Origin of the sequence: Mycobacterium sp. ACS4331 (assembly GCF_001667265.1) — a bacterium.
Taxonomy (GTDB): domain Bacteria; phylum Actinomycetota; class Actinomycetes; order Mycobacteriales; family Mycobacteriaceae; genus Mycobacterium.
On sequence record NZ_LZHW01000114.1, the window covers coordinates 22,869 to 30,801 of the forward strand.

Here is a 7,933-nt window from a genome sequence, read left to right on the forward strand (position 1 = left end):
CCGGCGAGTGGCGGGTGAGATCCTCGATCCGTCGATGACTTGTGGGAGGTGGCAGTGATGCCGATCAATGGACGACGCGTGACGCTGGTGGCGCTGATGTTTGGTGCCGCGCTGGGCGCGCAGGCGGTATCGCCGGCCATGAGCTTGGCCGACGATCCGGTGTGTCCGGTCGGGATGTACTGGAACCCGGCGGTGGTGCAATGCCTGCCCTACGGAGTGAACCCCGTCCTCGGCCCGGCCGGTCCAGTGGGGGTTGGCGGTGTCGTCGGCCCGGTCGGCCCCGGCCCGGTCGGCCCAGGCCCGGTTGGTCCCGGTCCGGTCGGCCCCGGACCAGTCGGGCCCGGGGGACTGGGTCCTCGTTAGCGTCAGCGGCTGAATCTGGTCGCGCGGTCGCCGATCACACTCCCAGTTGCGCGTTGCTGCGGCCCGGTGCGGCCCAGGGATGAGGCGGCCAGCTTCCACCGATACACAGTCCTGGCGTGCCAGGTTCGATTGGCCAGCCGTTCGATGACGCTGAACAACTTATGACATCGATACACGCGTGCACGGCGCTGCAGGCTGGGTGTGGTCCGTTGTCAGTGGACGGCCGATCATGCGGTGATAGGCGTCGGCATGGCCGGAGTCCGAGCGTCGGCAGGGACCGGGGCAGGGCCTGTCAGGTCCGGCGCGGTGCCGGGCGGAGGCGGCCGGAGCAGGCAGGTGACGGCCTTTTTCGGCGCGAACAGGTGTTTCGTCCTGGCAGGTATCCTGGGTTCGGCGTGAACATGCGTTTCGACCGCATTTGCGTAACTGGGACAACACGCGTGGGACACGACCAGCGTGCCGCCGGGAAACAGCTCACCGCGAGAGATATGTTCTCCTGCACGCGAACAAACGGCACCGCCGCGATTCGGCCCTTCGGTCGCCCCGCGACGGAGCTAACGGGTAGCGTCGGGTTCACACCCGGAGTAACCCATCAATGAGTGACTGCGACAGGAAGTAGGACCCCCCCACATGGCGCGCATCGGAGACGGCGGTGACCTGCTGAAGTGCTCGTTCTGCGGAAAGAGTCAGAAGCAGGTCAAGAAGCTCATTGCGGGCCCCGGCGTATACATCTGTGACGAGTGCATCGACCTGTGCAACGAGATCATCGAGGAGGAGCTCGCCGACGCCGATGACGTCAAGCTCGATGAGCTCCCCAAGCCGGCCGAGATCCGCGAGTTCCTCGAGGGTTATGTCATTGGTCAGGACACTGCCAAGCGGACGCTGGCCGTCGCGGTCTACAACCATTACAAGCGAATCCAGGCCGGCGAGAAGGGCGGTCGGGACTCGCGCTCGTCGGAGTCGGTTGAGTTGGCCAAGTCCAACATCCTGATGCTCGGGCCGACGGGCTGCGGCAAGACCTACCTGGCGCAGACGCTGGCCAAGATGCTCAACGTGCCGTTCGCCATCGCCGACGCCACGGCGCTGACCGAGGCCGGCTACGTCGGCGAGGATGTCGAGAACATTCTGCTCAAGCTGATCCAGGCCGCTGACTACGACGTCAAGCGTGCCGAGACGGGCATCATCTACATCGACGAGGTCGACAAGATCGCCCGCAAGAGCGAGAACCCGTCGATCACCCGCGACGTCTCCGGTGAGGGTGTGCAGCAGGCGCTGCTGAAGATCCTCGAGGGCACGCAGGCCTCGGTGCCCCCGCAGGGCGGCCGCAAGCACCCGCACCAGGAGTTCATCCAGATCGACACCACCAACGTGCTGTTCATCGTGGCGGGTGCGTTCGCGGGCCTGGAGAAGATCGTCTCGGATCGAGTCGGCAAGCGCGGACTGGGCTTCGGCGCCGAGGTTCGGTCGAAGGCCGAGATCGACACGCAGGACCACTTCGCGGAGGTCATGCCCGAGGATCTGATCAAGTTCGGGCTGATCCCTGAGTTCATCGGTCGTCTGCCCGTCGTGGCGTCCGTGACCAACCTGGATAAGGAATCGCTGGTGCAGATCCTGTCCACTCCGAAGAACGCCCTGGTCAAGCAGTACACCAGGCTCTTCGAGATGGATGGCGTCGAACTGGAGATGACACCCGAAGCCCTCGACGCGATCGCCGACCAGGCCATCCATCGCGGCACCGGTGCCCGTGGTCTGCGCGCCATCATGGAAGAGGTGCTCCAGCCCGCGATGTACGACATCCCCAGCCGCGACGACGTCGCCAAGGTGGTCGTCACCAAGGAGACCGTCCTCGACAACGTGCTGCCGACGATTGTGCCGCGCAAGCCGTCGCGGGCCGAGCGCCGCGACAAGACCGCCTGACGACGATCAAGCGGCGAGGTACGAGCCGCGTTGAGGAGTCAGGCGACGAGGAATCCGCCTGACGCCCTCGGCCACGCCGAAATTGCATTCAGGGTCGTGAATCCTCGAGGATCACGACCCTGAATGCATTTTCGAGGAGACTGCGCCCGCTCAGTCGTGCTTGACGCGGTCGGGTCGGCTGTAGATGTTCATCGACTCGCCGCGCAGAAACGCCACGAGCGTCAGTCCGGACTGGTTGGCGAGGTCGACCGCCAGCGACGACGGCGCCGACACGGCGGCCATGATCGGGATGCCCGCCATCACCGCCTTCTGGGTCAGCTCGAACGACGCCCGACCGCTGACCAGCAGCACCGTGCCGGTCAACGGAACCCGGTTGTCCTCCAACGCCCAGCCGATCACCTTGTCGACCGCGTTGTGCCTGCCGATGTCCTCCCTGGTGACCAGCAGCTCGCCGGCGGGGGTGAAGAGCGCGGCGCCGTGCAGGCCACCGGTGCTGGCGAACACCTTCTGGGCCGTCCGCAGCTTGGCGGGCAGCTCGACCAGCGTCGCGGCCGAGATCACGCTGGGATCGTCACCGGGAGCGTGCCGGCTGACAGCGGCGACCGCATCCAGCGATGCCTTGCCGCAGATGCCGCAGGACGACGTGGTGTAGAAGTTGCGGCGCACGTCCACGTCGGGCAGAGGCACGCCGGGGGCCAGTGTCACGTCGAGGACGTTGTAGGTGTTGGCGCCGTCCTCGGTCGCGCCCCGGCAGTACCGGACGTTCGACACGTCGCCGCGCTCGCCGATGATCCCCTCGGTGAGCAGAAACCCCTGCGCAAGTTCGACATCGGAGCCCGGCGTGCGCATGGTGACGGTCAGCGGGGAGCCGTTGAGGCGGATCTCCAACGGTTCTTCGACAGCCAGCGTCTCCGGCCGCTGTGTGGCATGGGTGGACGACAGGTGGGTGGCCCGTCGCCGGGCGGTCACCCGGCCCACACCGGCTCCAGTCGGATCACGACGGCCTTGGACGCCGGCGTGTTGGACCGAGCGGCTGTGTGGTCGAGGGGCACCAGCGGATTGGTCTCCGGATAGTAGGCGGCCGCGTTGCCGACCGGTGTCGAATACGGCACCACCAGAAAGTCTTTCGCGACGCGTTCCTCGTCGTCGAACTCCGAGATCAGATCGACTCGAGCGCCCTCGGTGAGTCCGAGCGCCTCGATGTCGGCGGGGTTGACGAACACGACCCTGCGGCCGCCCTTGACACCGCGGTAGCGGTCGTCGAGGCCGTAGATGGTGGTGTTGTACTGGTCGTGGCTGCGCAGTGTCTGCAGGATCAGCCGTCCCGGCGGCACCGGAACCCACTCCAGCGGATTCACGGAGAAGTTGGCTTTGCCTGTGTGCGTGGGGAATTCGCGAGAGTCGCGCGGCGGGTGGGGGAGCTGGAACCCGTCGGGCTGGCGGACGCGCCTGTTGTAGTCGGTGCAGCCGGGCACCACATCGGCGATCGCGTCGCGGATGCGGTCGTAGTCGGCCATCATCGACTCCCACGGCACCGGGTGGTCGGAGCCCAGGACCTGACGCGCGAGTTGGCACACGATCGCGACCTCGCTGCGCAGCTCGGTGCTCGGGGGCCGCAGGCTGCCGCGGGACAGATGCACCACGGACATCGAATCCTCCACGGACACTAGCTGTTTTCCGCTGGCCTGGATGTCCTTGTCGGTGCGGCCCAGGGTCGGCAGGATCAGCGCGGTACGCCCGTGCACGACGTGACTGCGGTTGAGCTTCGTCGAGATCTGGACCGTCAGGTCGCAGCGGCGCAGTGCGGCCTCGGTGACCTCGGTGTCGGGGCTTGCTGAGACGAAGTTGCCGCCCATCGCGATGAACGTCTTGGCCCGCCCGTCGCGCATCGCGCGGATCGCGTCGACCGTGTCGTGCCCGTGCCGCCGGGGGCTCTTGATCCCGAACCTGGTGTCCAGCGCGGCCAGGAAGGACTCGGGCATCTTCTCCCAGATGCCCATGGTGCGGTCACCCTGGACGTTGGAGTGGCCGCGCACCGGGCACACGCCGGCCCCGGGCTTGCCGATCATGCCGCGCATGAGCAGCAGGTTGGTGGCCTCACCGATGGTCGCCACGGCATGCCGGTGTTGGGTCAGCCCCATCGCCCAGCAGAAGACGGTGCGCTCGGACTCGATCAGCATCTGCGCCACCCGCTGGATCTGCGCGAGCGGGATGCCGGTCGCCTCGACGACTGTGTCGAGGTCGACGGCCCGGGTCTGGGCCTCATACTCGTCGAAGCCCGCACAGTGTGCGGCGATGAAGTCCCGGTCGATGACGGTGCCCGGCGCGGCGTCGTCGGCTTCGAACAGCAGCCGCCCGAGCCCCGCGAACAGTGCCATGTCACCGCCGATGCGGATCTGCACGAATTCGTCGGTGAGGGCGACACCGTCACCCACCACACCGTGCAGCTTCTGCGGGTCCTTGAAGCGCATCAGGCCGGCTTCGGGCAGGGGATTGATCGCGATGATCTTGGCGCCGTTGGCCTTTGCGGTCTCCAACACCGACAACATGCGGGGATGGTTGGTCCCGGGGTTCTGCCCCGCGATCACGATGCAGTCGGCGTGCTCGAGGTCGAGCACCGAGACCGAGCCCTTGCCGACTCCGATCGCGTCGACCAGCGCCGTTCCCGACGACTCATGGCACATGTTGGAGCAGTCCGGCAGGTTGTTGGTGCCGAAGCTGCGGACCAGCAGCTGGTAGAGGAACGCGGCCTCGTTGCTGGTCCGGCCCGAGGTGTAGAAGAGGGCCTGATCGGGATCGTCGAGGGCGTTGAGGTGCTCGGCGATCAACCGGTAGGACTCGTCCCACGAGATCGGCCGGTAGTGCGTGTCGCCGGGGCGCAGCACCATGGGATGGGTGAGCCGGCCCTGCTGCGAAAGCCAGTACTCGGGCTTCTCCGCCAACTCGGCGATCGAATGCCGGGCGAAGAACTCCGGTGTCACGGTGCGCTTGGTGGCCTCCTCGGCGACGGCCTTCGCCCCGTTCTCACAGAATTCGGCGGGTTTGCGGCCCCCAGGGACCTCCGGCCAGGCGCAGCCGGGGCAGTCGAATCCGTGCCGCTGGTTGAGTCGCGTCAGGGTGGCCGCGGTACGAAGCGGACCCATCTGCTCGAGGGCGCGATTCAGTGAGACCAACACCGCCTTGACCCCTGCGGCCTCGCCTTTTCGGCCCGTGGTGACCACCGCGTGCTCATCGAAGGAGATGTCCGTGTCATGGTCCGAGTGGCGGCGAAGATCCATGGCCCAAGCCTATGCCGCCGGTCGGTAACGTCGAGGATCAGGTCCGCAGAACTGTTCGACAAGCTAAGATCATGGGATGAAGGCAGCCAGTATTGCGTTTGCCGCAGTAGCTGTGGCGTTGGGGTTGGCCGCGCCGGCACAGGCCGATCCGGACACCGATTTCACCAACGCACTGCACATCTACGGTATCTACGGGCAGAAGGACTACAACGCCTGGATAGGGAAGATCGCCTGTAAGCGCCTCGCTCGGGGTCTCGACGCGGACGCGTTCGCCTCCGCGGAGTTCGTGCTCAACCAGCTGGACAAGGAGAGCACCACCGAGCAGGCGTGGCAGTTCCTCGGCCTGGCCATCCCCACCTACTGCCCGGACAAGCAGTACGTCCTGCAGCAGGCCGCCGGTCAACCGGTTGCGCCGCCTGTCGACCCGTCCGGCCCCGCTCTGCCTGCTGAGCGAGGGAACTGATCACCCAGGGAGGGAATGTGTTCGACCACAAGCGATTGCTGCGCGCGGGGGTGGCAGCAATGGCCGTCAGTGCTGGTTTGGCGGCCGCGCCCGGTATCGCCGCGGCCGACAGCACGGACGACTATCCGATTCCGAACCGGATCCTCAAGACCACCTGCACGGTCGACCAGTACATGGCGGCGGTGCGTGACACCAATCCGGTGTACTACGAGCGGTACATGATCGACTACAACAACCGGCCTCTCGACGTACAGCAGGGCGCGCGGGACCGGATCTACTGGTTCTTCTCGCTGGACTACGCCGGTCGTCGGCAGTACTCCGAGAACACCGCCACCAACGTCTACTTCGAGCAGATGGCGACGCGGTGGGGCAACTGGGCCAAGCTCTTCTTCAACAACAAGGGCGTCGCGGCCCATGCGACCGACGTCTGCAATGAATACCCGGTCTCTGACCCGGGCGTGTGGACCTGGATGCTGTAGGTTCTCAAGCCTTTTGACGACGTGGGCGCGGCGGAAGCTGCGCCCACGTCGTCGTTTCTGGGTCTGTCAGGGGCTGTCCGGGGCAGGACATGCGTCGAGGCCGCAGCTGCCGTGCGAAGTGCGCGAGTACGCACCACGGCAACTACAGCCTCGTGAGCAGAGGACCAGCCCTACCGGCCTAGCCGCCGCCGGTGACGGGGTTGGAGGTCAGCGGCATGAAGGCGCCGTTGATCCACACACCCCAGCGTCCGCCCCATCCTGAGAACCACACCACGGGTTGGCCCAGCCAGAACTCGGCGGGCTTCGGCGGCGCCCACGCCGGTGGAACTTCGCCCACCACGGGTGCGGGCGGCGGCGGGGGCGGGGGAGTGGCGCTGGCCAGCGCTGCTCCGAGACCCAGAGCTGCCGCCGTCAGGCCGCCTGCCACGGTGACCGCGGACAGCGCGGTCTTGATCGAACTCATGTGTTGCCTCCCAGCATCGGTGTCCAATGCCCGTTGTACCAGCTTAGACGGAAGCCGATTCCTCGGACTGCGGCTTGGGCCAGGGTGCCGGCACCGGGCGCTGGCGGACCCGCTGCGGCCACCAGAACCATTTGCCGAGGAGGGCGGCGATCGAGGGTGTCATAAACGACCGGATGACCAGCGTGTCGAACAGCAGGCCCAGCCCGATGGTGGTGCCGACCTGGCCGATGACCTTCAGTTCGCTGATGGCCATCGAGGCCATCGTGAAGGCGAACACCAGGCCCGCCGAGGTCACCACCGAACCCGTGCCGCCCATCGCCCGGATGATGCCGGTGTTCAGCCCGGCGTGGATCTCCTCCTTGAACCTCGCCACCAGCAGCAGGTTGTAGTCCGCACCGACGGCCAGCAGCACGATCACCGCCATCGCCAGCACCATCCAGTGCAGCTCCAGACCGATGATGTGCTGCCAGATCAGCACCGACAGACCGAATGAGGCACCGAGCGAGAGCACGACCGTACCGACGATGACCGCCGCGGCCACGATGGCGCGCGTGATGATCAACATGATGATGAAGATCAGGCACAGCGCCGCGATACCGGCGATCAGCAGGTCGTAGTTGGCGCCCTCCTGCATGTCCTTGAACGTCGCCGCAGTGCCGCCGAGGTAGATCTTGGAGCCCTCCAAGGGGGTTCCCTTGAGCGCCTCCTTGGCCGCCTGTTTGATCGCGGCGATGTGCTTGACGCCTTCGGGGCTCATCGGGTCACCCTCGTGGCTGATGATGAACCGCACCGCGTGCCCGTCCGGGGACAGGAACATCTTCATGCCGCGCTTGAAGTCCGGGTTCTCAAAGGTTTCCGGCGGCAGATAGAAGGAGTCGTCGTTCTTCGATGCGTCGAAGGCCTGGCCCATGGCAGTCGAGTTCTCCTGCATGGCCGACATCTGGTCCTGCATGCCCTTCTGCGTCTGATA

The 7,933-nt window shown here is 66.3% G+C and carries 8 protein-coding genes; 4 read left to right on the plus strand and 4 right to left on the minus strand.

The features are described from left to right. The first annotated feature begins 57 nt into the window (after window positions 1-57). Together A5727_RS26700 and clpX are read left to right on the plus strand one after the other, a co-directional pair. Window positions 58-363 carry a hypothetical protein gene (locus tag A5727_RS26700; protein WP_068257817.1) on the plus strand — a complete coding sequence of 102 codons (306 nt, stop codon included), beginning with the start codon at window positions 58-60 and terminating at the stop codon, window positions 361-363. A gap of 630 nt (window positions 364-993) precedes the next feature. Continuing rightward, window positions 994-2,280, plus strand: coding sequence for an ATP-dependent Clp protease ATP-binding subunit ClpX (gene clpX, locus A5727_RS26705; RefSeq protein WP_068257818.1), 1,287 nt, complete (start codon window positions 994-996; stop codon window positions 2,278-2,280). A 150-nt stretch (window positions 2,281-2,430) separates the two neighbouring features. Here the strand turns inward: clpX and fdhD are convergent, their stop codons facing one another. Next, a complete protein-coding gene (gene fdhD / locus A5727_RS26710) occupies window positions 2,431-3,258 on the minus strand; it encodes a formate dehydrogenase accessory sulfurtransferase FdhD (protein WP_068257819.1) in 828 nt (275 codons plus the stop codon). Then, complete coding sequence (locus tag A5727_RS26715; RefSeq protein ID WP_068257820.1) at window positions 3,246-5,558, minus strand: FdhF/YdeP family oxidoreductase; 2,313 nt, start codon at window positions 5,556-5,558, stop codon at window positions 3,246-3,248. Before A5727_RS26715 ends, fdhD begins: the two co-directional genes overlap by 13 nt. Before the next feature lie 76 nt (window positions 5,559-5,634). Here A5727_RS26715 and A5727_RS26720 point away from each other — a divergent pair, with 76 nt between their 5' ends. Together A5727_RS26720 and A5727_RS26725 are read left to right on the plus strand one after the other, a co-directional pair. Then, on the plus strand, window positions 5,635-6,021 hold the full coding sequence (locus A5727_RS26720) for a DUF732 domain-containing protein (protein ID WP_068257821.1): 387 nt from the start codon (window positions 5,635-5,637) through the stop codon (window positions 6,019-6,021). Window positions 6,022-6,080: 59 nt separating this feature from the next. Continuing rightward, window positions 6,081-6,500 (plus strand): DUF5078 domain-containing protein, encoded by a 420-nt coding sequence (locus tag A5727_RS26725; protein WP_068257824.1) that lies wholly within the window; start codon window positions 6,081-6,083, stop codon window positions 6,498-6,500. A gap of 178 nt (window positions 6,501-6,678) precedes the next feature. On the opposite strand, the gene A5727_RS26730 is transcribed toward A5727_RS26725, so the two are convergent. Next, window positions 6,679-6,963, minus strand: a complete 285-nt coding sequence (locus A5727_RS26730) for a hypothetical protein (RefSeq protein WP_068257822.1) — start codon at window positions 6,961-6,963, stop codon at window positions 6,679-6,681. Between the two features lie 43 nt (window positions 6,964-7,006). Next, window positions 7,007-7,933: MMPL family transporter (locus A5727_RS26735; protein ID WP_157521587.1), on the minus strand; the 927-nt coding region annotated here is incomplete at its 5' end.